Source organism: Streptomyces sp. NPDC002386, assembly GCF_053593175.1.
On record NZ_JBSFBX010000009.1, the window covers coordinates 208,982 to 230,373 of the forward strand.

General features: G+C 71.2%; 22 protein-coding genes and 2 pseudogenes. 18 read left to right on the plus strand and 6 right to left on the minus strand.

Features of this window, described 5'->3' with window-relative positions; translation table 11 throughout:
- The first annotated feature begins 38 nt into the window (after window positions 1-38).
- The 11 genes and pseudogenes from lepB (ACWCPN_RS19975) to ACWCPN_RS20025 all read left to right on the plus strand — a co-directional run bounded on the left by lepB (ACWCPN_RS19975) (window position 39) and on the right by ACWCPN_RS20025 (window position 9,582).
- Window positions 39-743: a signal peptidase I gene (lepB, locus tag ACWCPN_RS19975; RefSeq protein ID WP_365129421.1), complete on the plus strand. Its 705-nt coding sequence runs from the start codon at window positions 39-41 to the stop codon at window positions 741-743.
- Window positions 736-1,830, plus strand: a pseudogene (gene lepB, locus ACWCPN_RS19980) (signal peptidase I); the annotation flags it as partial. The gene lepB (ACWCPN_RS19975) and the pseudogene lepB (ACWCPN_RS19980), both read left to right, overlap by 8 nt.
- Window positions 1,721-2,734 carry a signal peptidase I gene (gene lepB, locus ACWCPN_RS19985; RefSeq protein ID WP_451207764.1) on the plus strand — a complete coding sequence of 338 codons (1,014 nt, stop codon included), beginning with the start codon at window positions 1,721-1,723 and terminating at the stop codon, window positions 2,732-2,734. The pseudogene lepB (ACWCPN_RS19980) and the gene lepB (ACWCPN_RS19985), both read left to right, overlap by 110 nt.
- A 111-nt stretch (window positions 2,735-2,845) precedes the next feature.
- Window positions 2,846-3,622 carry a signal peptidase I gene (lepB, locus tag ACWCPN_RS19990; protein WP_451207768.1) on the plus strand — a complete coding sequence of 259 codons (777 nt, stop codon included), beginning with the start codon at window positions 2,846-2,848 and terminating at the stop codon, window positions 3,620-3,622.
- Window positions 3,612-4,136 (plus strand): NUDIX hydrolase, encoded by a 525-nt coding sequence (locus tag ACWCPN_RS19995; RefSeq protein ID WP_451207771.1) that lies wholly within the window; start codon window positions 3,612-3,614, stop codon window positions 4,134-4,136. The genes lepB (ACWCPN_RS19990) and ACWCPN_RS19995 overlap by 11 nt, the downstream gene beginning before the upstream one ends.
- A 56-nt stretch (window positions 4,137-4,192) precedes the next feature.
- Complete coding sequence (locus ACWCPN_RS20000; RefSeq protein ID WP_003965949.1) at window positions 4,193-4,501, plus strand: DUF2469 domain-containing protein; 309 nt, start codon at window positions 4,193-4,195, stop codon at window positions 4,499-4,501.
- Between the two features lie 85 nt (window positions 4,502-4,586).
- Window positions 4,587-4,982, plus strand: coding sequence for a YraN family protein (locus ACWCPN_RS20005; protein WP_451207775.1), 396 nt, complete (start codon window positions 4,587-4,589; stop codon window positions 4,980-4,982).
- A 1-nt stretch (window position 4,983) separates the two neighbouring features.
- Complete coding sequence (locus ACWCPN_RS20010) at window positions 4,984-6,603, plus strand: YifB family Mg chelatase-like AAA ATPase (RefSeq protein WP_451207778.1); 1,620 nt, start codon at window positions 4,984-4,986, stop codon at window positions 6,601-6,603.
- On the plus strand, window positions 6,600-7,760 hold the full coding sequence (gene dprA / locus ACWCPN_RS20015; protein WP_451207781.1) for a DNA-processing protein DprA: 1,161 nt from the start codon (window positions 6,600-6,602) through the stop codon (window positions 7,758-7,760). The genes ACWCPN_RS20010 and dprA overlap by 4 nt, the downstream gene beginning before the upstream one ends.
- Before the next feature lie 356 nt (window positions 7,761-8,116).
- Window positions 8,117-8,959, plus strand: a complete 843-nt coding sequence (gene whiG, locus ACWCPN_RS20020; protein ID WP_199212180.1) for an RNA polymerase sigma factor WhiG — start codon at window positions 8,117-8,119, stop codon at window positions 8,957-8,959.
- Window positions 8,960-9,024: 65 nt separating this feature from the next.
- Window positions 9,025-9,582, plus strand: coding sequence for a TetR/AcrR family transcriptional regulator (locus ACWCPN_RS20025; RefSeq protein WP_451208046.1), 558 nt, complete (start codon window positions 9,025-9,027; stop codon window positions 9,580-9,582).
- A 526-nt stretch (window positions 9,583-10,108) separates the two neighbouring features.
- On the opposite strand, the gene ACWCPN_RS20030 is transcribed toward ACWCPN_RS20025, so the two are convergent.
- Window positions 10,109-10,684, minus strand: coding sequence for a murein hydrolase activator EnvC family protein (locus ACWCPN_RS20030; RefSeq protein ID WP_451207785.1), 576 nt, complete (start codon window positions 10,682-10,684; stop codon window positions 10,109-10,111).
- Window positions 10,685-10,972: 288 nt separating this feature from the next.
- Between ACWCPN_RS20030 and rpsB the strand changes: the two genes are divergently transcribed.
- The 5 genes from rpsB to ACWCPN_RS20055 all read left to right on the plus strand — a co-directional run bounded on the left by rpsB (window position 10,973) and on the right by ACWCPN_RS20055 (window position 15,693).
- Entirely contained in the window at window positions 10,973-11,887 is a 915-nt protein-coding gene (gene rpsB / locus ACWCPN_RS20035; RefSeq protein WP_451207788.1) for a 30S ribosomal protein S2, read from the plus strand.
- A 173-nt stretch (window positions 11,888-12,060) separates the two neighbouring features.
- Entirely contained in the window at window positions 12,061-12,897 is an 837-nt protein-coding gene (gene tsf, locus ACWCPN_RS20040; protein ID WP_451207791.1) for a translation elongation factor Ts, read from the plus strand.
- Window positions 12,898-13,089: 192 nt separating this feature from the next.
- Window positions 13,090-13,848 carry a UMP kinase gene (gene pyrH, locus ACWCPN_RS20045; RefSeq protein ID WP_199212182.1) on the plus strand — a complete coding sequence of 253 codons (759 nt, stop codon included), beginning with the start codon at window positions 13,090-13,092 and terminating at the stop codon, window positions 13,846-13,848.
- 184 nt (window positions 13,849-14,032) lie between these two features.
- Window positions 14,033-14,590 (plus strand): ribosome recycling factor, encoded by a 558-nt coding sequence (gene frr / locus ACWCPN_RS20050; RefSeq protein WP_067041614.1) that lies wholly within the window; start codon window positions 14,033-14,035, stop codon window positions 14,588-14,590.
- The gene (locus ACWCPN_RS20055) at window positions 14,590-15,693 is read left to right on the plus strand and encodes a phosphatidate cytidylyltransferase (RefSeq protein ID WP_451207796.1); all 1,104 of its coding nucleotides are present in this window, start codon (window positions 14,590-14,592) and stop codon (window positions 15,691-15,693) included. The genes frr and ACWCPN_RS20055 overlap by 1 nt, the downstream gene beginning before the upstream one ends.
- Window positions 15,694-15,765: 72 nt before the next feature.
- Here ACWCPN_RS20055 and ACWCPN_RS20060 read toward each other — a convergent pair whose 3' ends face one another.
- Entirely contained in the window at window positions 15,766-16,422 is a 657-nt protein-coding gene (locus tag ACWCPN_RS20060) for a YceI family protein (protein ID WP_451207800.1), read from the minus strand.
- A gap of 118 nt (window positions 16,423-16,540) precedes the next feature.
- Between ACWCPN_RS20060 and ACWCPN_RS20065 the strand changes: the two are divergent.
- Window positions 16,541-16,867 (plus strand): annotated as a pseudogene (locus tag ACWCPN_RS20065) (LysE family translocator); the annotation flags it as partial.
- Window positions 16,868-16,937: 70 nt separating this feature from the next.
- Complete coding sequence (locus ACWCPN_RS20070; protein WP_451207803.1) at window positions 16,938-18,077, plus strand: PP2C family protein-serine/threonine phosphatase; 1,140 nt, start codon at window positions 16,938-16,940, stop codon at window positions 18,075-18,077.
- A gap of 102 nt (window positions 18,078-18,179) precedes the next feature.
- On the opposite strand, the gene ACWCPN_RS20075 is transcribed toward ACWCPN_RS20070, so the two are convergent.
- From ACWCPN_RS20075 to ACWCPN_RS20090, 4 genes are all read right to left on the minus strand, one after another.
- The gene (locus ACWCPN_RS20075) at window positions 18,180-19,046 is read right to left on the minus strand and encodes a hypothetical protein (protein WP_451207806.1); all 867 of its coding nucleotides are present in this window, start codon (window positions 19,044-19,046) and stop codon (window positions 18,180-18,182) included.
- Between the two features lie 117 nt (window positions 19,047-19,163).
- The gene (locus ACWCPN_RS20080; RefSeq protein ID WP_451207809.1) at window positions 19,164-19,565 is read right to left on the minus strand and encodes a DUF7144 family membrane protein; all 402 of its coding nucleotides are present in this window, start codon (window positions 19,563-19,565) and stop codon (window positions 19,164-19,166) included.
- Between the two features lie 365 nt (window positions 19,566-19,930).
- Window positions 19,931-21,193, minus strand: a complete 1,263-nt coding sequence (locus ACWCPN_RS20085; RefSeq protein WP_451207812.1) for a tyrosine-type recombinase/integrase — start codon at window positions 21,191-21,193, stop codon at window positions 19,931-19,933.
- The gene (locus tag ACWCPN_RS20090) at window positions 21,193-21,390 is read right to left on the minus strand and encodes a helix-turn-helix transcriptional regulator (protein ID WP_384212255.1); all 198 of its coding nucleotides are present in this window, start codon (window positions 21,388-21,390) and stop codon (window positions 21,193-21,195) included. Before ACWCPN_RS20090 ends, ACWCPN_RS20085 begins: the two co-directional genes overlap by 1 nt.
- Window positions 21,391-21,392: the final 2 nt, after the last annotated feature.

Genomic DNA, 21,392 nt, shown 5'->3' on the forward strand with positions numbered 1-21,392 from the left:
TCCTTCGGTCACATCGGGGCGGATAGCATCTGGCTCCGATGGACACCGAAGCACAGCCGACGCAACGCGACCGCTCCTCCCGACCCGGTACCACGGGGACGGAGGGACGGTCGCGTTTCGCGTTGGTGCCGCGGATCACCGCGGGGCTGCCGGGCGGCCGGATCACCCTCACCCTCCTGGTCTGCCTGGTGTTTTTGCTTCTCCTCAACGCTTTCGTGGTGCAACCGTTCCAGATTCCGAGCGGATCGATGGAACAGGGATTGAGGATCGGTGACCGCGTCCTCGTAAATAAGTTGGCGTACCGTTTCGGAGCCCAGCCGCTCCGCGGTGACGTGGTTGTCTTCGACGGAACCGGGTATTTCGGGGACGCCGACTACATCAAGCGCGTTGTGGGGGTAGGCGGAGACCACGTGGTCTGCTGCGACAAGGAGGGAAGGCTCGAGGTGAACGGCCGGCCGGTCGACGAGACGGCGTTCCTCCATCCGGGGGACAGCCCGTCCAGCGTCCCCTTCGACGTCGTCGTGCCCGCGGACCGGCTCTTCGTCCTCGGGGACCACCGCAGCCGCTCCAGCGACTCCCGCGACCACCTGGGCTCGCCCGGCGGCGGCATGATCCCGGTGGACGACGTCATCGGCCGGGCCGACTGGGTCGCCTGGCCGTACGGGCACTGGCGGCACCTGACGCGGCCGGCGGCCTACGCGCGCGTGCCCGCGGCCACCCCCGCGGAGGGCGTGCATGGGTAACCGTGGCAAGCCGCGCGGAGCGCCGGCGACCGCCGCCGAGAGCCTGCTGCCCACCGGGACCCGCCGCACCGGCTCCGGGACGGGCGGCGGCCGCACGCGCGCGGAGCGGCGCAAGCTCCAGCGCAAGGTGAAGCGCAAGCGCAGACGGTCAGCCGTTCGGGAGATCCCCCTTCTGGTCGGCGTCGCGGTGCTCATAGCGCTGGTCCTGAAGACGTTCCTCGTGCAGGCGTTCGTGATTCCGTCCGGCTCCATGGAGCAGACGATCCGGATCGGCGACCGCGTCCTGGTCGACAAGCTCACCCCGTGGTTCGGCTCCGAGCCGCAGCGCGGGGACGTCGTCGTCTTCCACGACCCGGGCGGCTGGCTGGCCGACGAGCAGACCAGTGCGAAGAAGGACGACCCGGTGGTCGTCAAGCAGTTCAAGGAAGGCCTCACCTTCATCGGCCTGCTGCCCTCAGACAACGAGAAGGACCTGATCAAGCGGGTCATCGGGGTCGGCGGGGACCACGTCAAGTGCTGTGACGCGCAGGGCCGGGTCACCGTCAACGGCAGCCCGCTCAGCGAGACCGGCTACCTCAATCCGGGCAGCGCCCCGTCCGTCACCCCCTTCGACATCACCGTGCCGCAGGGGCGGCTGTGGGTGATGGGCGACCACCGCGACAACTCCGCCGACTCCCGCGCGCACCAGAACACGCCGTACGGCGGCACGGTCTCCGAGGACTCGGTGGTGGGCCGCGCCATGGTGATCGGCTGGCCGATCGGCCACTGGACCAGCCTCGACGAACCTAAAACCTTCGCAAGCGTTGCCGACTCCGTGTCGGGGTCGACCGCGGCCCCTCCGCTGTCGCATAGGGTTGCCTCCGGCGATCCGAACGGAATGACCCGCCTCCCGACCCCTGCGGAACTCCCGCTCGTTATGGGAGTGGTGGGCCTGCACCGTGGATGGCGCAGGCGGCGGCAGAGAGTAAGGAGTTGGCGTGGGGGATGTGGCGGTTGGCGCACGGTCGGGACACGACGGCGAGGAGCACCGCGGGCACCCCGTGGAGGCGAACGTCCCCGCTTCGGACGGCGGAGTGACGTCGGGGAACTCCGACTTCTCGGCGTCCGGGGACGGCGGTCCGCAGGAGCACCGGCGGCAGAGCGACGGCGACGGCACGGACGGCACGTCGAACCGGCCGAAGAAGCCGCGCTCCTTCTGGAAGGAACTGCCGATCCTGATCGGCATCGCGCTCGTCCTGGCGCTGCTGATCAAGACGTTCCTGGTGCAGGCGTTCTCGATCCCCTCGGACTCGATGCAGAACACCCTCCAGCAGGGTGACCGCGTCCTGGTCGACAAGCTCACCCCGTGGTTCGGCTCGGAGCCCGAGCGCGGCGAGGTCGTCGTCTTCCACGACCCGGACAACTGGCTGGCCGGTGAGCCCGCGCCCAACCCGAACCCGGTGCAGAAGGTCCTGAGCTGGATCGGCCTGATGCCGTCCGCGGAGGAGAAGGACCTGATCAAGCGGGTGATCGGGGTCGGCGGCGACACGGTCGAGTGCAAGGAGAACGGCCCGCTGACGGTCAACGGCAAGGCGCTGAACGAGCCGTACGTCTACCCCGGCAACACGCCGTGCAGCCTGGACGACCAGGGCGGCCAGTTCAAGGTGAAGGTCCCCAAGGGCTACATCTGGGTGATGGGCGACCACCGCCAGAACTCCCGTGACTCCCGCTACAACCAGTCCGACAGCCACCACGGCATGGTCCCCGTCGACAAGGTCGTCGGCCGCGCCATCGTGCGCGCCTGGCCCGTCAACCGCTGGGGCACGCTGCCGGTGCCGGACACCTTCGACCAGCCCGGCCTCGGTCAGCAGTCATCCGCCGCGGCGTCCCTGACCGTCGCACCGCAGGGCGTGGCGCTGGCGGGCGTGCTGCCGGTGGCGATCTGGCGGCGCGGCCGCGCGGACCGGCTGCGGACCGGCGTCCAGGGCACGACGGCCACCGGAAAGCGCTGAACCCGCCGGCCGCGCGTGTGCGGCCCCTCTGTGAAGCTCCGGGAAAGCTGTTCCCAGGGTCCTGAAAGAGGGGCTGCCCCCGTTCGGTACCGGCAGGTAGGGTGCGGGTCCATGAGCGGCGAGAGCACCACGCGTACGGCCCCGCGCACCGCGGGCACAGGCACGGCACGGGCCGGCGGCGGCCGGCTCGGTGAGCGGCTGTCCGGGGTGGCCATGGCGCTGGGCCTGGTGCTGTTCCTCGGCGGCTTCGCCTGGGGAGCCGTGGTCTACCGTCCGTACACCGTGCCGACCAGCTCGATGACGCCGACCATCGACGCCGGCGATCGGGTCCTGGCCCAGCGCGTCGACGGCACCGAGGTGCGGCGCGGCGACGTGGTCGTCTTCCGCGACAAGAGCTGGGTCACCAACGCCAACGTGGTCAAGCGGGTCGTCGCGGTCGGCGGCGACACCGTCTCCTGCTGCACCGACGGCAAGCTCACCGTCAACGGCAAGAAGATCGACGAGCCCTATCTGCCCGCGGGCAGCCCGGCCGAGATCACGAACTTCCCGACCATCACCGTCCCCAAGGGCCGGCTGTTCCTGCTCGGCGACGAACGCCAGGGCTCCCTGGACTCGACCGCCCACCTCACCGACGCCGCCCGGGGCACGGTGGCGCGCGGCGCCGTCTCCGCACGAGTCGACTCCGTCGTCTGGCCCATGAACGGCATGCTCGAACGCCCCACCGGATTCGAGACGCTCGGCGCCCTCTCCCGGCCGGGCCCGCTCAGGACCATCGAGCTGATGATCGTCGGCGGCGCCGTCCTGGTCCTCGGCGGCGGCGCCTTGGGCTCGATCGCCAAGCGGCTGGCCCGCAAGCGCAACCACCCGGGGCCCGCCGGTGCCCGCTGAGCCCACCCGGACGGGCGAGGACACCTACCAGGGCGGACTGCGCAGGGTGGCCCGGGTGGTCCTGCTCGACCCCGAGGACCGCATCCTGCTGCTGCACGGTCATGAGCCGGACGATCCGGCCGACGACTGGTGGTTCACCCCCGGTGGCGGTCTGGAGGGCGACGAGACGCGCGAAGAGGCCGCGCTGAGGGAACTCGCCGAGGAGACCGGCATCACCGACGTCGCCCTCGGCCCGGTGCTGTGGCGCAGGCGCTGCTCCTTCCCGTTCGCCGGCCGGCGCTGGGACCAGGACGAGTGGTACTACCTCGCCCGCACGACCCAGACGGCCACCGCGGCCCTGGGCCTGACCGAGCTGGAGCGGCGCAGCGTCGCCGGAGCGCGCTGGTGGACGTGCCAGGAACTGACCCGGGCACATGAGACGGTGTATCCGACCAGACTCGCCGGGCTGCTGCGCACGCTGCTCGACGAAGGTCCCCCCGCCAGGCCCGTGACTCTGGACACGGAAATCGTCTGAGGGCTCGTCGGACTGGCGCACAATGGGGGGATCGCACGGCTGAAGGGGAACATGCCATGAGCGCCGAGGACCTCGAGAAGTACGAGACCGAGATGGAGCTGAAGCTCTACCGGGAGTATCGAGATGTCGTCGGTCTGTTCAAATACGTGATCGAGACCGAGCGGCGCTTCTACCTCACCAACGACTACGAGATGCAGGTGCACTCGGTCCAGGGCGAGGTGTTCTTCGAGGTGTCGATGGCGGACGCCTGGGTCTGGGACATGTACCGGCCGGCCCGGTTCGTGAAGCAGGTGCGCGTCCTCACCTTCAAGGACGTGAACATCGAGGAGCTGAACAAGAGCGACCTCGAACTTCCGGGCGGCTGACGGCCCCGGATTCCCTCGTACGGGTGACGGGGTTGTCCACAACCGGCGAGTAGCCCACCAAGATCCACTTCTGTTCGCCCGCTGCGTGACCGTGGGTGCCGGAGGTGGTGCCGACATGAGCAGTGCACGCAGTGGACTCGGCAGGTACGGCGAGGATCTGGCCGCGCGGCGGCTGACCGAGGCGGGGATGACCATCCTGCGGCGCAACTGGCGCTGCGGTCGTTCCGGCGAGATCGACATCGTGGCCAGGGACGGGAACACGCTGGTCGTCTGCGAGGTGAAGACCCGCAGGGCCGGTGACTTCCAGCACCCGATGGCCGCCCTCACACCCGAGAAGGCGCGACGCCTGCACGGCCTGGCCGAACGCTGGATCCAGGCCCACGGCGGCGCCCCGCCCGGCGGCGTCCGCATCGACCTGGTCGGCGTGCTGCTGCCCCGCCGGGGCGCCCCGGCCGTCGAGCACGCGCGGGGGGTGGTCTGACATGGGGTTCGCCCGTACGTGCTCCGTCGCCCTCGTCGGCGTCGAGGGCGTGGTCGTCGAGGTGCAGGCCGACCTGGAACCCGGGGTGGCGGCCTTCACCCTGGTGGGCCTGCCGGACAAGAGCCTGACGGAGAGCCGGGACCGGGTCCGGGCGGCGGTGGTGAACTCGGGCGGCGAATGGCCGCAGAAGAAGCTCACCGTCGGACTGAGCCCGGCGTCCGTGCCCAAGGCCGGCTCCGGCTTCGACCTGGCCGTCGCCTGCGCCGTGCTCGGCGCGGCCGAGCGGATCGACCCCCGCGTCCTCGCCGAGATCGTGATGATCGGCGAGCTGGGACTGGACGGCCGGGTGCGGCCGGTACGGGGCATCCTGCCCGCCGTCCTCGCCGCCGCCGACGCGGGATACGAACAGGTGGTCGTGCCGGAGAGCGCCGCCGCCGAGGCTTCGCTGGTCCCCGGTGTGTCCGTGCTCGGCGTCCGCAGCCTGCGGCAGCTCGTCGCCGTCCTCACCGACGAGCCCGTACCCGAGGAGGAACCGGACGGGCAGGGGCGTCCGGACCCCCTGCTGGCCGGCCTGCGCGTGCCCGGCGCCGGAGCGGCCACCGGCATGCACGGCGCAGGCGCACCGCAGCCCGACCACGACCTCGCCGACGTCGTGGGGCAGACCTCGGCGCGCACGGCCGTCGAGGTGGCCGCCGCCGGCGGCCACCACCTTTTCCTGGAGGGTCCGCCGGGAGCGGGCAAGACCATGCTCGCCGAGCGGCTGCCCGCCGTGCTGCCCCCGCTCAGCCGGCAGGAGTCGCTGGAGGTCACGGCGGTCCACTCGGTGGCCGGACTGCTGCCCCCGGGCAAGCCCCTCGTCGACGTGGCGCCCTACTGCGCCCCGCACCACTCGGCCACCATGCAGTCCCTCGTCGGCGGCGGCCCCGGCGTCGCGAGGCCCGGCGCCGTGTCCCTGGCCCACCGAGGGGTGCTGTTCCTGGACGAGGCACCCGAGTTCCACGGTCAGACCCTGGACGCCCTGCGGCAGCCGCTGGAGTCCGGGCACGTGGTGATCGCCCGCAGCGCGGGAGTGGTCCGGTTCCCTGCCCGGTTCCTGATGGTCCTGGCGGCCAACCCGTGCCCGTGCGGGCGGTTCTCGCAGCGGGACTCCCTGTGCGACTGCCCGCCCTCGGCGATCCGCCGCTACCAGGCCCGGCTGTCCGGCCCGCTGCTGGACCGCGTCGACCTGCGGGTCGAGGTCGATCCGGTCACCCGTGCCCAGCTCACCGCACCGGGAGCCCGGGGCGAGTCCTCGGCGGCCGTCGCCGACCGGGTCCGGACGGCCAGACAGCGGGCCGCGGCCCGCCTCGCCGGGACTCCCTGGGGCGCCAACAGCGAGGTGCCCGGAAGAGAGCTGCGCAGCCGCTTCCACGCCGCCGCCGGAGCGATGGACGAGGCCGAGCGCAGCCTCGAACGGGGCGTGCTCACGGCCCGCGGCATCGACCGGGTGCTGCGCGTCGCCTGGACGGTCGCGGACCTCGTCGGCCACGAGCGCCCGGACGCCGGCGACGTCCGCCTCGCCCTGCAGTTGCGCACCGGGATCCCACGGGGCGCGCCCATGGCCCTCGGGGCCCTGACATGACCGCGGGAGCCGGCGCGGAGGAGGAACGGCTGGGGCGGGTCTTCCTCGCCCGGGTCATAGAGCCGGGGGACGAGGCCGGCGGGCGCTGGCTGCGGGAGTACGGCGTGGCGGAAGTGGTCCGGCGGCTGCGCGACGGCGGACGGGCGCTGCCGGGGGTGAGCGGGAAGCGGTGGGCCGGGCTGGTGGCGCGGGCCGGACGGGCGGAGCCGGAGCGGGACCTCGACCAGGCGCGGAACGCCGGCGTGCGGTTCGTGTGCCCGGGCGACACCGAGTGGCCGGGCACACTCGACGACCTGGGCGACGCGAGGCCCACCGGCCTGTGGGTGCGCGGCGCACCGAGTCTGCGGATGTGGGCCCTCGGCTCCGTCGCCGTGGTCGGGGCCCGCGCCTGCACCGAGTACGGGACGCATGTGGCGGCCACCCTCGCCGCCGAGCTGGCCGAGCGGGGCTGGGTGGTCGTGTCCGGCGGGGCCTACGGTGTCGACGGGGCCGCCCACCGGGGCGCCCTCGCCGCGGGCGGGGCCACCGTCGCCGTGCTGGCCTGCGGCGTCGACCGGCCCTACCCCCGCGGACACACCGCGCTGATCGACCGGATCGCGGAGCAGGGCCTGGTGGTCGGCGAGCTGCCGCCCGGTGACCACCCGACGCCGAGCCGGTTCATCCTGCGGAACCGGGTGATCGCGGCGCTCGGCCGGGGGACCGTCGTCGTGGAGGCCGCCTGCCGCAGCGGCTCGCTGGCCACCGCGCGGGCCGCCGAGCGGCTCGGCAGATTCACGATGGGTGTCCCCGGGCCGGTCACCAGCTCTCTCTCCTCCGGGGTGCACGAACTGCTGCGCGGCGGAGCCACGCTGGTCACCGACGCCGCCGACGTCATCGAACTCGTCGGCGACATGGGCGAACTGGCCCCGCCCCGGTGCGGACCCGTGATCCCGCGTGACCTGCTGGATCCGGCGGCGCGGGCCGTTCTGGCCGCCCTGCCCGGCCATCGCCCGGCCGGCGCCGGGGAGATCGCGCGCGGCGCCCGGACCACCCCGGACGACGCGATCGCGAGACTGTACGAACTCCGAGCACTTGGTTACGTCGAACGACACGGCGACGGCTGGAAGTTGACACGCCAGGCGCTGATCTCGGCCCGGGGCGCCCCGTCGCCGTGTTGACCGAGCGTGTTCGGCCGTCCGGGGGAACGCCCTAAGCCCTTGGGATTTCCCGGAGTTGACGCATCCGGGTGGTCACGCAGAGCGAGCCGCTGAACGCGAGGGTGCGGCCGCTGAAGGTGCCCCGCGCAGGGGTGGCGCCTCGTTGTTCGCACACCGCGACTCCGCAGTCACGCTACGCTCACGAAGTCCGGGCGCAGACCGCGCCGACCCGACCCGAGACCCGCAGCTCACCCGGGTGCCCCACGCCACCCGCGGTGACCGACCGCGCACCATTTCCGCCCACCCGTCCACCACTCACCTTCAAGCACCTCACGGCAGATCACGGCACTTCACGGCAGAACGGCACTAGGCGACGAATGCCCCAGCACACCTCCGGCTCCGACCGGGCGGCGGTCCCACCGGCCGCCCGCGACGGTGGCAGCGTGCGGCCGCCCGCTCCCTCGACGCTCGACGAACTGTGGCGGTCGTACAAGGCGACGGGGGACGACCGGCTGCGGGAGCAACTGATCCTGCACTACTCGCCGCTGGTCAAGTATGTGGCGGGCCGGGTCAGCGTCGGTCTGCCGCCCAACGTGGAGCAGGCCGACTTCGTCTCCTCGGGGGTGTTCGGACTGATCGACGCGATCGAGAAGTTCGACATCGACCGGGAGATCAAGTTCGAGACGTACGCGATCACCCGGATCCGCGGCGCCATGATCGACGAGCTGCGGGCGCTGGACTGGATCCCCCGGTCCGTCCGGCAGAAGGCGCGCAACGTCGAACGGGCCTACGCCACCCTGGAGGCACGGCTGCGGCGGACCCCGACGGAGGGGGAGGTCGCCGCCGAGCTGGACATGGAGGTCGACGAGCTGCACGCCGTGTTCAGCCAGTTGTCGCTGGCCAACGTGGTCGCGCTGGAGGAGCTGCTGCACGTGGGCGGCGACGGCGGCGACCGGCTCAGCCTCATGGACACGCTGGAGGACACCGCCGCGGACAACCCGGTGGAGGTCGCCGAGGACCGGGAACTGCGGAGGTTCCTCGCGCGTGCGATCAACACCCTGCCGGAGCGGGAGAAGACGGTCGTCACGCTCTACTACTACGAGGGGCTCACCCTCGCCGAGATCGGCAACGTGCTCGGGGTCACCGAGAGCCGGGTCAGCCAGATCCACACCAAGTCGGTGCTGCAGCTGAGGGCGAAGCTGGCGAGCTTCGGACGCTGAGTCGCTCCCGTTCGCGGGGGCGCCTCCGTAAAGTGGTCGACGTGCCAAGGATTCGAGCGGCCTCCGTGGCCGAGCACCGGTCGATGCAGCGAGCCGCCCTGCTGGACGCGGCCCGGTCCCTGCTGTCCGACGGCGGTACCGACGCGCTGACCTTTCCCGCGCTGGCCGAACGGACGGGCCTCGCGCGATCGTCCGTGTACGAGTACTTCCGCTCGCGCGCCGCCGTGGTCGAGGAGCTGTGCGAGGTCGACTTCCCCGTCTGGGCGGCGGAGGTCGAGGCGGCGATGGAGCGCGCGGCGACGCCCGAGGGCAAGGTCGAGGCGTACGTGCGGCAGCAGCTCGCACTGGTCGGGGACCGGCGGCACCGGGCCGTAGTGGCGATCTCGGCGAGCGAGCTGGACGCGGGAGCGCGCGAGAAGATCCGCGCGGCCCACGGAGGGCTGGTCGCGATGGTCGTCGAGGCACTGGCGCAGACGGGGCACGAGCAGCCGCGGCTGGCGGCGATGCTGTTGCAGGGGGTCGTGGACGCGGCCGTGCGGCGGATCGAACTGGGCGCGGCGGAGGAGCCGGCCCGGATCACGGACGCCGCTGTACGGATGGCCCTGCGGGGCGTTCAGGGCTGAGTACCGGCCGCAGGACCGAGCGGGGTCCGCGGCTCTCCTGGCTTCCGGGCCCCCTGGCTTCTGGAGGCGTGCCCTGCCGCCGGCGGCTGCGGTGGCAGGCCGTGCTCCACGGGCGCCTCGCGCTGGTCCGGGCCCGTAGGCGTCACGGTCGCCCGTGCTCGCGGGACGCCGCCGCGCCCACTCGTGCCGCCCGGGTGGCCGCATGTCCGCAGCTCGGGCTTCGCTGTTCGCGGCCGGGTCGGCCGGGTCGGCCGGTGCGTCGGCCGCCGCTGCATGGGCGCTGCCAGTTGCGGCAGGCATGCCCGCGGCTGGGAGGGGGCGGCTCGCCGTGGTCGGGCTGGCCGGTGCGTCGTCGGCCGCCGCCGGGTGGGCGCCGCCGGTGGCGGCAGGCATGCCCGCGGCTGGGGCCTTGGCTGTCCGTGGTCCGGCTGGCCGCTGCGTCGGCCGCCGCCGCACGGGCGCCGCCGGTGGCCACACCGAACCGCCCGGGCCCGGGCGCCGCCGGTGTCGCCGCCTCTCCCTGCCGCTACGTCGGTACGTCCAGTACCGGGAGCAGGCGGGACGGTCCGCTGTGCAGCAGCCACGGTGGGAGCAGGGCCAGGGGGTTCAGGTAGGTCTCGCCGGTCAGCAGGCCCCAGTGCAGGCAGGTGGCGGGGCAGTGCGGGGGCGTGGCCTCCAGCGTGCCGACCATGTCACCCGCGTCCACCTGGTCCCCCTTCCGCACCGACGCCGCCACCGGCTCGTACGTCGTGCGGAGGTCCGTCCCCGCCAGCTCCACCGTCACCACGCCCCGCCCCGCCACCCGCCCCGCGAAGGACACCCGGCCGGGTGCCACCGCCCGTACCGGGGCACCGGCCGGCGCGCCCAGGTCAACTCCCCGGTGCCCGGGGCCGTACACGGTCGCCGGCGGCTCCCAGCCCCGTACCACCGCCGGCCGGACTCCCACCGGCCAGGCGCGGGCGACGGCCGGGACCGGTGCCCGGGAGGGCGATGCGGGTGCCGGGGCCGGGGTGTCCGCTGAGGCCAGGGGGGTGGGCAGGAGTGCCGCGAGACCGAGCACCAAGCCCGCCCACCCACCCGAATGCCGCATCACTCGTCGCATGCCGGAACCCTCCCGCACCCGCCGGATCATGGCCGGGATCTGTGGAGAATCCCCCGGTTGTGGACAGCGGCGTCACCCGGCGCCCCGGCGGTCCCGTACACTTCTTCTGGCGATCCGGGTCACCGGGTCGACTTCGCACGCCCCGGTACGGGTCTTGTCGGACGGTGTCCGTCGGACGGTCCGTATCAGCGCCTCTCGGTCCTTCGCGGCACCGGCGCAACGCGGGCGTCAGGCGCGACGGCCGACCGGCTGTCGCGGCACAACCGAGAAATTCAAGGAGATACGGCCATGGCCGTCGTCACGATGCGGGAGCTGCTGGAGAGCGGCGTCCACTTCGGTCACCAGACCCGTCGCTGGAACCCGAAGATGAAGCGCTTCATCTTCACCGAGCGCAACGGCATCTACATCATCGACCTGCTCCAGTCGCTGTCGTACATCGACCGCGCCTACGAGTTCGTCAAGGAGACCGTGGCCCACGGCGGCACGGTCATGTTCGTCGGCACGAAGAAGCAGGCGCAGGAGGCCATCGCCGAGCAGGCGACCCGCGTCGGCATGCCCTACGTCAACCAGCGCTGGCTGGGCGGCATGCTCACCAACTTCTCGACCGTCTACAAGCGTCTGCAGCGCCTCAAGGAGCTCGAGCAGATCGACTTCGAGGACGTGGCCGCCTCCGGCCTCACCAAGAAGGAGCTGCTGGTCCTCTCCCGCGAGAAGGCCAAGCTGGAGAAGACCCTCGGCGGTATCCGCGAGATGCAGAAGGTGCCCAGCGCCGTCTGGATCGTGGACACCAAGAAGGAGCACATCGCCGTTGGCGAGGCCCGGAAGCTGAACATCCCGGTCGTCGCGATCCTCGACACCAACTGCGACCCCGACGAGGTCGACTACAAGATCCCGGGCAACGACGACGCGATCCGCTCCGTCACCCTGCTCACCCGCGTGATCGCCGACGCGGTCGCCGAGGGCCTCATCTCCCGCTCCCGTGTCGCCACCGGTGACAAGGGCGAGAAGGCCGCCGGCGAGCCGCTGGCCGAGTGGGAGCGCGACCTGCTCGAGGGCGAGAAGAAGGCCGACGAGGCCGAGAAGCCCGCCGAGGCCGAGAAGCCGGCCGAGGCCGCCGCCGAGGCGCCCGCCGCCGAGGCCGAGAAGCCGGCCGAGGCCCCCGCCGCCGAGGCCGCTCCGGCCGCCGAGGGCGAGCAGGCCTGACGTCAGTGGTGACGGTGGGGGCGGTACGGAATCCCTCCCGCCTCGGGCGCGGATGAGTCCGCCCCCACCGTTCACCCGTAGGTCGGCACGCCGTCCGTGATCCGTGGTCGCACATGGACGCGGACCGTGCTCATCTCCGTTCTCCGAAGACTTCGAGAAAGACTCACAGACTCATGGCGAACTACACCGCCGCCGACGTCAAGAAGCTCCGTGAGCTGACCGGCGCCGGCATGATGGACTGCAAGAAGGCGCTGGACGAGGCCGAGGGCGACGTCGACAAGGCCGTCGAGGCCCTGCGCATCAAGGGCCAGAAGGGCGTCGCCAAGCGCGAGGGCCGCTCCGCCGAGAACGGCGCCGTGGTCTCCATCATCGCCGACGACAACTCCTCCGGCGTCATCGTCGAGCTGAAGTGCGAGACGGACTTCGTGGCCAAGGGCGACAAGTTCCAGGCCGCGGCCCGGACCATCGCCGAGCACGTCGCGAAGACCTCCCCGGCCGACATCGACGCCCTGCTCGCCTCCGAGATCGAGGCCGGCAAGACCGTCCAGGCGTTCGTGGACGAGGCCAACGCCAACCTCGGCGAGAAGATCGTCCTGGACCGCTTCGCGCAGTTCTCCGACGGCTTCGTCACCGCTTACATGCACCGCACCATGCCCGACCTGCCCCCGCAGATCGGTGTCCTGGTCGAGCTGGACAAGGCTGACGCCGAGGTCGCCAAGGGCATCGCCCAGCACATCGCCGCCTTCGCGCCGAAGTACCTCGCCAAGGAGGACGTGCCGGCCGAGGTCGTCGAGTCCGAGCGTCGCATCGCCGAGGAGACCACCCGCGCCGAGGGCAAGCCCGAGGCCGCGATCGCCAAGATCGTCGAGGGTCGCGTCAACGGCTTCTTCAAGGACGCCACGCTGCTCGGCCAGCCGTACGCGCTGGACAACAAGAAGTCGGTCCAGAAGGTGCTGGACGAGGCCGGTGTCACCCTGAAGCGCTTCACGCGCATCAAGGTCGGCATCTGAGTCCGTACCGCGATCGACGCGCGACCCCTATAGGGTCGACAGCAGTCGTCCGCGTACACCGCCGCACCCGGGCATGTGGCGGACGGCAGCAGATCTGACGAGGAGGCCATTGCCGCGCATGGGAGCGAAAAGCGACCCCAACCGGCAATGGCCTTCTTCGTATGTGCAACACGTGAAAGAGGCGGGATCTCCATGACCACCAAGGCCCAGAAGAGCGACGACGGCAAAGTACGCGGCCGGTTTCTGCTGAAGCTGTCCGGAGAGGCCTTCTCCGGTGGCGGGGGCCTGGGCGTGGACCCGGACGTGGTGCACAAGATCGCCCGCGAGATCGCGGCCGTCGTCCGGGACGGCGCCGAGATCGCGGTCGTCATCGGCGGCGGCAACTTCTTCCGCGGCGCCGAACTCCAGCAGCGCGGCATGGACCGCGCCCGCTCCGACTACATGGGCATGCTCGGCACCGTGATGAACTGCCTCGCCCTCCAGGACTTCCTGGAGAAGGAGGGCATCGACAGCCGGGTGCAGACCGCCATCACGATGGGCCAGGTCGCCGAGCCGTACATCCCGCTGCGCGCCGTGCGCCACCTGGAGAAGGGCCGCGTGGTCATCTTCGGCGCCGGAATGGGCATGCCGTACTTCTCCACCGACACCACCGCCGCCCAGCGCGCCCTGGAGATCGACGCCGAGGCGCTGCTCATGGGCAAGAACGGCGTGGACGGCGTCTACGACTCCGACCCCAAGAGCAACCCCGACGCCGTGAAGTTCGACGCGCTCGGCTACGGCGAGGTCATCACCCGGGACCTCAAGGTCGCCGACGCCACCGCCATCACCCTGTGCCGGGACAACAGCCTGCCGATCCTCGTGTTCGAGCTGCTCGCCGAAGGCAATATCGCCCGGGCCGTCAAGGGTGAGAAGATCGGCACGCTGGTGGGTGACCAGGGCAGCCGGGACTGACCGGCACACCCCGGGCGCCCCGGGTGCGCCACCTGTCCGGGGGACGGACGGGACGCACCCAGGCCGGGGGATGGACAATGTCCTGCCGGTCGGGAACCGTGCAGGAAGAAGACGCGACGCAGCCGGCCGCCGCCCGACAGAGGAACCGCAGCCGGGCCTCACTCAAGACACGCAGGAGCAAGTGGTGATCGAAGAGACCCTCCTCGAGGCCGAGGAGAAGATGGAGAAGGCCGTCGTGGTCGCCAAGGAGGACTTCGCCGCGATCCGCACCGGCCGTGCGCACCCGGCGATGTTCAACAAGATCGTTGCCGACTACTACGGCGCGCCGACGCCGATCAACCAGCTGGCTTCGTTCTCCGTGCCGGAGCCGCGCATGGCGGTCGTGACCCCGTTCGACAAGAGCGCGCTGCGCAACATCGAGCAGGCGATCCGGGACTCCGACCTGGGCGTCAACCCGAGTAACGACGGCAACATCATCCGCGTGGTGTTCCCCGAGCTCACCGAGGAGCGCCGCCGCGACTACATCAAGGTCGCCAAGGGCAAGGCGGAGGACGCGCGGGTGTCGATCCGCTCGGTGCGCCGCAAGGCCAAGGACGCCATCGACAAGCTGATCAAGGACGGCGAGGTCGGTGAGGACGAGGGCCGCCGTGCGGAGAAGGAGCTCGACGACACCACCGCGAAGTACGTCGCTCAGGTGGACGAGCTGCTGAAGCACAAGGAAGCGGAGCTGCTCGAAGTCTGATGAGCCACTCTTCCTGGGGGGCGCCGCCAACGGCGGGGCAGACCGGTTACTGGGGGCCCACCGAGGGTGGGCCTGTCCAGGGGGCTGCCCCGGCGGGTCCCGCGTACGATGCGCCTGAGGCGCAGCAGACTCGCCCCATGCCCATCGTGCCCGACGTACCCGCGCATGGCGGAGACCAGGACGACGACCGGGGGGCCGCTCGCCTGAGCGGCCCCTTGTTCCGCAACGAGACGCAGAATCCGGAGCCCATGCCCGACGCCCCGCAGCCGGCGCCCGCGCCGCAGAAGAAGAGCGCGGGCCGCGACCTGAGCGCCGCCATAGGCGTCGGTGTCGGACTCGGTGTGGTGATCATCGCGTCCCTGTTCGTCGTCAAGGCCGTCTTCGTGGGTGTCGTCGCGGTCGCGGTGGTCGTCGGGCTGTGGGAGCTGACCAGCAGGCTGCGGGAGCGCAAGGACATCGGGGCGCCGCTGGTGCCGCTCGCGGTGGGCGGCGCGGCGATGGTGGTCGCCGGGTACGTCCGCGGCGCCGAGGGCGCGTGGGTCGCGATGGCGCTGACCGCGCTCGCTGTCCTGGTCTGGCGCATGACGGAACCGCCCGAGGGCTACCTCAAGGACGTCACGGCCGGTGTCTTCGCCGCGTTCTACGTGCCGTTCCTGGCCACGTTCGTCGCGATGATGCTCACCGCCGACGACGGCCCCTGGCGTGTGCTGACCTTCCTGCTCCTGACGGTCGTCAGCGACACCGGCGCGTACGCCGTCGGCTGGCGCTTCGGCAAGAACAAGCTCGCCCCGCGCATCAGTCCCGGCAAGACCCGTGAGGGCCTGCTGGGCGCGGTGCTGTTCGCCATGGTCGCGGGCGCGCTGTGCATGCAGTTCCTGATCGACGACGGCCGCTGGTGGCAGGGCCTCCTCCTGGGCCTCGCCGTCGCCGCGAGCGCCACCCTCGGGGATCTCGGCGAATCCATGATCAAGCGTGACCTGGGCATCAAGGACATGGGCACCCTGCTCCCCGGTCACGGCGGCATCATGGACCGGCTGGACTCGCTGCTGCCGACGGCGCCGGTGGTCTGGCTCCTGCTGGTGCTGTTCGTCGGCTCCGCCTGAGCCGCCCGGAGCACACGGAGGACGGGCCCCACCCTGTGCCCAGGGTGGGGCCCGTCGTCGTGCGCGCCTGTCTCAGGAGGAGGTGCGGATGGCGGCGATGTCGAACTGGAGTCGGACCTTCTCGCTCACCATGGCCCCGCCCTGGGCGAGCCTGGCGTTGTAGGTCAGGCCCCAGTCGCACCGGTTGATGGTCGTGGTGCCGTCGAAGCCGACCCGCTCGTAGCCGAACGGGTCGGTCACATGGCCGATATAGGTGAGCTCCAGGTCGACGGGGCGGGTGACGTTCCTGATGGTGAGGTCGCCGGTCATCCGGTACACGTCCTCGCCCGCGAGCCGCACGGCGTTGCTCGTGAAGGTCATCCGGGGGAACGTCGCCGCGTCCAGGAACTCGCGGCCCACCAGATGCGCGTCGCGCTGCTCGACCCCGGTGTCCACGCTCGCCGTGTACATCACGATGTCGGCCCGGGACCGGGCCGGGTCCCCGGCGTCGAAGTAGAGCCGGCTCTCGTACTCCGTGAAGGCGCCGCGCACCGTGGTCACCATCGCGTGCCGCACGGAGAACCCGATCCTGCTGTGCGCGGGGTCGATCGCCCACTCCCCGGTGAGGGAGGCCAGACCGGGATCGGGCAGGACGGCGGTGGCACCGGACGCCGATGCGGAGTGGTGCGCGACGGGGGAGGCGGGCGCCTCCGGACGCCGCTGGAAAGGGCTGCGGCCGAAAAGGTTCATGGAGCACCTTGCTACGGCAGCACGTCCGCCCCGGCAAGACCCGACCAGGAAACCCGACCGTTCACCAGCAGAACTTCACAGGTGAGGAGGGGGCGCGCCAGGGTGCGAGGACGGGCGGGTGCGCGTACAACTGCTCGCCGCGGCCGGTGTCCTAGCCGTCCTGACCGTCGTTCCCGGCCCGGACATGGCCGTCGTGACGAAACGGGCCGTGGCGTGCGGCCGGCGGGACGGGCTGCGCACGGTCGGGGGCATCACCGCCGGCCTGCTCACCTGGGGCGTGCTCACCGTGGCCGGGCCGGCGGCCGTACTGGCCGCGTCCGCCGCCTACACGGTGGTCAGGCTGGCCGGCGCCGAGTATCTGGCCTTCCTCGGAGCGCAGGCGCTGCTTCGCAGCCGGCGCGACCGCACCGGTGCCGTCCGTGTGCCCCGGGCACCGGCACCGCGGTGTCTGCTCGTCGGGCGTCCGCGACGGTGGCAATGTGGAAGATGTGAAAGCTGAGGACAGCTCAGCCGGTATGTGGCAGCTACGGCGGTCGAGCCACGCGTTGCTGCTGATCCCGATCGTTCTCATCGTGGTGATCACGGCGGTCGACCAGCTGGTCCCCGAGGACATCCACCTCGGCCCGCTGCTCGTGATCGCCCCCGCGATCACCGCCTCGTTCACCGGCGCGTGGCTCACCGGTGTGATCGGCACCCTGGCGGTGGCGGCGCAGGCGTACATCGGCTGGCACTTCGGCGTGCTCTTCTCGCGCAACGTGCTGGTCCAGATCCTCGCCCTGGCGGTGCTCTCGGCCCTGAGCGTGGTCTTCTGCCTGGTGCGCGAGCGGCGCCAGCGCCAGCTCGCCCAGGTGCGGTCGGTCGCCGAGGCCGCGCAGCACGGCCTGCTGTGGCCGCTGCCGGAGCGCTTGGGGCCCCTGCAGATCGCCTGCCTGTACCTGGCCGCCGAGGACGAGGCGAAGATCGGCGGCGACCTGTACGCGGCCACCCGCATCACCGGCGGCGTACGCCTCATGATCGGGGACGTCCGGGGCAAGGGGCTGTCCGCCATCGGTGAGGCGGCCCTCCTCCTCGGCGCCTTCCGCGAGGCCGCCCACCGGCACGCCACCCTCCCCGACCTGGCCACCACGCTGGACCACAGCGTGACCCGGTACCTGGCCGACTTCGAGCCGACCGCGGAGGCCGGCGAGCGTTTCGCGACCATGCTGCTGATCGAACTCCCCGACGACGGCCACGTCATCCGGATGATCAGCTGCGGCCACCCCCCTCCGCTGCTGCTCAGTCCGAACAGCGCCCTCACGGTCCCCAGCCTGCACCCCGCACCACCGCTGGGGACCACGGAGACCGGACCGGAGGCCTACGCCATCGACGCGGCCTCCTTCGAACCCGGCGACACCCTCCTCCTCTACACGGACGGCGTCATCGAGGCCCGCGACCGCGAGGGCCGCTTCTACCCCCTGGAGACGCGCGTCGCCCAGTGGACCAGGAGCGGCCCCGAATCACTGCTCCACCACATCCACCGCGATCTGCTCGCCCACACCCGCGGCCGCCTCAACGACGACGCCGCCCTCGTCGCCCTGCACCGCCACCCGGACCGCCACGGTCACCGCCGTCACGGCCGCGTCATCCACTCGAGCGGCTTCGGGCACGCCCCGTGAACCGCGCGGTGCCAGGCCGCGCCACTCGCCCGAAGCCCGGCCGGCCTCGGCGTGGCCGATGACGCCGCGACCATCCGAGGCGGGCGCGGCCTGGCGTGACCGTCACCGGTCCGGGTCCTGACGACGAGAGACCTGGCCCCGGACCGTCCGCCACCGCGACCGCGTCTGCTCGACCACCTTGTCCCACTGCAGGCGGACCTCACGGTCGGACGGGCGGTTGCCCGAGCGGATCCGGCCGAGTTCGTCGCGCACCTCCCGTCCCAGCGCCGCCGAGGCGACCAGGCCGAGCATGGCCGTGAACAGGGCGGAGATCAGCGCGAAGACCGCCCCGACCACCCCGTAGCGCGCGGCGGAGGAGTTGAAGAGACGCGGCATGTAGACGGTCGCGCCGACCGAGTACGCGGCGCTCAGGGCGGCGCCGGTGACGGCGAAGGGAATCAGGTCCGTCCAGCCGAGCCGCTTCGCCGACAGGAGCCGGCCGGTCCAGACGAGGAACACCGCGGTCACCGGCACCTCGCACACCAGGGCGACCAGGCCCACCCCGTGCCCGCCGAGGAGGGCGGAGAGCGCGGTGATGACCGCCGCGTAGCCACCGAGGGTGAGGAGCCACCACAGACCGTTGCGGGTGTTGCGCACACTGAGGGGCTTGAGTTCCCACGCCTGCTCGAAGAGCCGCTGTGCCGCTCGCGTGAAACTCAGCATCGAGATCGTCAGGAACGCGACACCGAAGACGCCCACACTCGCGCTGGTCCCCCCGGCGGGAGAGAACAGGGACCTGACCGCATCGGCACCCGCACCGGTGAGGTTGTAGCGCTGGACGATCCGCTCAGCGGCGTCGTACTGCCCGAAGACGGCACCGAGGAAGATGGAGACCGGGACCAGCGCTGTCAGGGCGCTGGACGCGAGGGCCATCGAGCGGTCGAAACCGACGATCTTCTGGAACCGGTTGATGACCCGCAACGCGAACACGGGCCGCAGCCAGAACGTCAGTGTCCTGACGAGGCGCTCTCGATTGATCTCCGCCGTCCTGCCTTCCGTGGGGATCGGGATCCCCGTGGGTGATCAGTGCTCCCGCCGCGTCCAGGGTCAATGACCGCCCCTGGTCTCGATGTGGATCCGCGTCAGTGCGAACAGGATCAGGAGGTCGAGTGTCATCACGGGGATGGCCCACAGCGGGTAGTACGGAACGAACATGAACTGGGTGATCAGGCTGATCGCCGCCACCGCTCCACCGGCCCCGCGACCCCAGCTCCGGCCTGACAGGACTCCCAGTCCGGCGATGACGAGTGCGACTCCGATCACGAGGTGGATCCAGCCCCAAGCGGTCAGGTCGAACCGGTACGCGTACCGGGACGCGGCGAACAGGGTGTCATGTGCGATTCCGGCCGCGCCCATCAGAATGCTGAGAGGCCCGCTGATCAGCATCATCAGCCCGGCGAACCTGGACGCGTCGTCGATCGCTCCACCGGCGCCGGGTCCGCCATGCACTCGCTGTGTCCTGTCAGGCACCGATGTCATGGCAGCAGCCTTCCTGTGCGGCCCGGTCGCTTCCCCGCTCTCATGATGGATCTTTCCGAGCCGCCCCGCCTTCCGGGCGCGGAACACGAGTGAGAGGCGTCCGCTCCTCCCGAGAGCTGCCGGAACACGTCGGTGTGTCCTCGGTCCCGCTGACCAGCAGGCCGTATGTCACCCGAATGGATCGACGCGCCGGTGGCGCAGTCGACCGCCGCAGGTCACCCAAATGGATCTGCGACACTGGTACCACCATGCCCAAGCCCGGAGAACTCGCAGTGACCGGGCATCAATAAGCCCCCTACCAGCGCGTTTAACGCGGATGGGGGGCCGGGTTTGGGTCACTGGGCCGTCTCTGGGCCGTCAGGCTCGCGCGGGGCCGGCAGAAGCACCCGATCCACGGCCTTCCTCGTACGCTCCTGGCTCGACGGCATCAGGTGCGCGTAGACCCGCAGAGTCAACCCAGGGTCGGAGTGCCCCAGGTACTCACTGACGGCCTTGATGCTCTCGCCAGCGTCAAGCAGCAGCGAGGCGTAGAAGTGCCGCAAGGCGTGCATGCCGTGCTCGCGAGCGGACTCGTACTTACCGTCCGCCCCGGCCTCCGCGATCAACCCAGCCGCCGCAAGGGCGGGCTTCCACTCCTGGATGTTGAAGTTGCTGCGCCAGACGAGGCCGCTCGCGGTGTTCGTGAACAGGAGACGGGCCGATACCTCCGGGCCGTCCGGCTTGCGCCAGGGCAACGTGATCTCGACCGGCTTGCAGGCGTCCATGTGTGCCCGCAGAGCCTCAGCCACCGAAGGTGGCAACGGCACGTCCCGCTCCTTGTTGCACTTCGGAGGAGCGAACACGGCTTTGCCCCGAATCAGCTTCACCTGCCGGACCACCCGAATGGTGCCGCCGTCGAAGTCGACCGCGTCCTCAGCGAGCCCGACGATCTCACCCTGACGGAGCCCGCATCCGGCGCCCACATCGACCATGGGCCGGTAGCGCTGGGGGAGTGCCGCACGGACCGCGCGAATCTCGGTAGGTTGCCACGGCACCACGCGCCGCTGCTCGACGGCCGGCGGGCGGACGGATTTCGCGGAGCACGGGTTACGGGGCAAGAGCCCATCGTCAACAGCCGCACTGAGCACGGCGCGCACGTCGCCATAGATGTTCCGCGCATAGCCGCCGCTTACGGCCGGGTCGTTCTCCAGCGCGCTCACCAAACCGCGGATGTGCTCCGGGCGGAACGAATCCAGTGGCCGGGAGCCGATCAGCCGGAACGCGTGTAGGCGCAACCGCTGTTCGACCACGACCTGACTCGCCGGGTCGATGCCGTGCGTCTTGAGCCACTTCTCGGCGTAGCCCTTGAAGGTGACTCGAGCTGCGCGCGGGTCGATGTACTGCCCGCGCGACATGTCCGACGCGATGTCGGTCAGCCACTGCTCAGCGAGGCGCTTTTGTCGGTCTGGGAAGCTCTTGGACTTCTCGGTACCGTCCGGCCCGATGTACCGAGCGCGGTAGCGCATGCCGGTGCCGTAACGCTCGGTCTTGACCCTGACCGGCTTGCCGCTCGGCCCGATCTCGGTCTTGTACCAGCGGTCCTGAATGTGGCCAGCCATCAGGCGGCCTCCCCAAGCTGAGAGTCCACCCATGCCCGGACGTCGCGCGGGTCGAAGCGCAGGTGCCGGCCGACACGGAAGCCGCGGGGACCGGTGTGCTTCCGGCGCCACTGGTAGACCGTCTCCACGCTAGGAAGCTCGAACATCTCGACCAGGTCCTCAGGGGTCAGGAACCGGTTCGGCAGCTCTGAGGCCATGG